A 2142-nucleotide genomic window follows, 5' to 3' on the forward strand; every position below is an offset into this window, starting at 1 on the left:
GAGCACGCGGCCGCTGCTGATCGGCGCCGCGCTGCTGGCGGCGGGCCTGCTGCTGGCGCTGGCCTGGTGGGGCTGGCGACAGGGCGGCCTGGCGCTGCTGCAACTGGGCATGAGCTTCTGCTGAGTTGCCCTGGGCACGCATGACGAGTAGCGTGACCGGACAGCAAGCCGTTGAAAAACTACCTGCGTTGGCAATACTGCGTTAAAAACAGCCTCAAAATGCTCATTTACAGTTTGTAAACTCCGCTTTTTCGGCTGTTTTTGCCTTGTCTTGCCTGCCTCGCCTACGTTTTTAAACGACCTGCCCGCACCAGACTCTTCAGGGAAACCACCATGTCGCTGCGCCGCTTCGCCTGTACCCTCCTGTTGTCCGGCCTGGCCGTGCCGGCGCTGGCCGCCGACTGTCCGGCCCTGCTGCAGGGCGAGCTGCCGCGCCTGCGGGCCAAGGACAGCATCGACCTGTGCCAGTTCGCCGGCAAACCGCTGCTGGTGGTCAACACCGCCAGCTTCTGCGGCTTCACCCCGCAGTTCAAAGGCCTCGAGGCGCTCTATCAGCGCTACAAGGGCCAGGGCCTGGAAGTGCTCGGCGTGCCCTCCGACGACTTCCGTCAGGAAGCCGACGACAGCGAGAAGACCGCCACCGTCTGCTACGTCAACTATGGTGTGACCTTCACCATGAGCGAGCCTCAGGTGGTCACCGGTGCCGAGGCCATTGCGCTGTTCAAGGGCCTGGCCGAGCAGAGCAAGGCGCCGCGCTGGAATTTTTCCAAGTACGTGGTCGACCGCCAGGGCAAGGTGCTCGCCAGCTTCTCCAGCCTGACCAAGCCGGACGATCCGCAGCTGATCGAGGCGGTCGAGCGGGCCATCGCCTCGCAGCCCTGAGCCCGCGGCAGGCGCGCCGCCTGCCGTCTTAGCAAACGAGACCCGATGCACATCCTCTCACCCATCTGGGCGATGGGCCGTGCCCGGCTGCCTGCCTAGACTGGCGCGGCGCCGGACGCAGTTCCCCGGCGTGCCCACAAGAACAATAACGGAGGCACCCATGCGTCGCGTCTATACCACTGCCCTTGCCACTCTGGCCCTGCTCGGCGCCGCCCAGGCCCAGGCCAACTACACCCAGACCAAGCACCCGATCGTGCTGGTGCACGGCATCACCGGCTTCGACACCATCGGCGGGCTGGTCAACTACTTCCACACCATCCCCTGGAACCTCGAACGCGACGGCGCCAAGGTGCATATCGCCAGCGTCGCCGCGTTCAACGACAGCGAACAGCGCGGCGCCGAGCTGGCCCGGCAGATCGTGCCCTGGGCCGCCGCCGGCGGCGGCAAGGTCAACCTCATCGGCCACAGCCAGGGCTCGCCCACCTCGCGGGTGGCGGCCTCGCTGCGCCCCGACCTGGTGGCCTCGGTGACCTCGATCAACGGCGTCAACAAGGGCTCCAAGGTGGCCGACGTGGTGCGCGGGGTGATCCCGGCGGGCGGCGCCATCGAAGGCGGCGCCAACGCCATCGCCAATGCGCTCGGTTCGCTGATCAACCTGCTGTCCGGCGCCAGCAACACGCAGAACGGCCTCAATGCCCTGGCCACCCTGACCACCCCCGGCACCACCGCGCTCAACGGCCGCCATCCCTGGGGCGTGAACAGCAGTAGCTACTGCGCCAAGTCCACGGAAGTGCATAACGTGCGCGGACACAGCATTCGCTATTACTCCTGGACCGGCAACGCCGCCTACACCAACGTCTTCGATGCCGCCGATCCCTTCCTGGCCTTCACCGGCCTGGCCTTCGGCAGCGAGAAGAACGACGGCCTGGTGGGCGTCTGCGCCACCTACCTGGGCCAGGTGCTGGGCGACAGTTACAACATGAACCACGTCGACGCGATCAACCACCTGTTCGGCATCCGCGGCTGGACCGAGCCGGTAGCGCTGTATCGCCAGCACGCCAACCGCCTGAAGAACAAAGGCATCTGACCTCCCACCCGCGGCGGGCCCACCGGCCCGCCGCAGCGAGTTGCCCATGTCCCGATCCCTGAGCCTCTGCCTGGCCGCGGCGCTGCTCGCCGGCGGTCTCACCCTGTATTGGCGCTGGCCGGCTGCCGAGGCCGTGCCGTCCGCCTTCGTCGCTCCCGTCGGTGCCAGCGTCG

General features: G+C 67.0%; 2 protein-coding genes. Both read left to right on the top strand.

Annotated features, from left to right (window positions below; genetic code table 11):
* Nucleotides 1-333: 333 nt before the first annotated feature.
* Nucleotides 334-882: a glutathione peroxidase gene (locus N878_RS18485; protein WP_021445066.1), complete on the top strand. Its 549-nt coding sequence runs from the start codon at nt 334-336 to the stop codon at nt 880-882.
* Nucleotides 883-1042: 160 nt separating this feature from the next.
* Nucleotides 1043-1969 (top strand): triacylglycerol lipase, encoded by a 927-nt coding sequence (locus N878_RS18490; protein WP_021445067.1) that lies wholly within the window; start codon nt 1043-1045, stop codon nt 1967-1969.
* The last annotated feature ends 173 nt before the right edge of the window (nt 1970-2142 follow it).

It is taken from the genome of Pseudomonas sp. EGD-AK9 (assembly GCF_000465935.2).
Taxonomy (GTDB): domain Bacteria; phylum Pseudomonadota; class Gammaproteobacteria; order Pseudomonadales; family Pseudomonadaceae; genus Aquipseudomonas.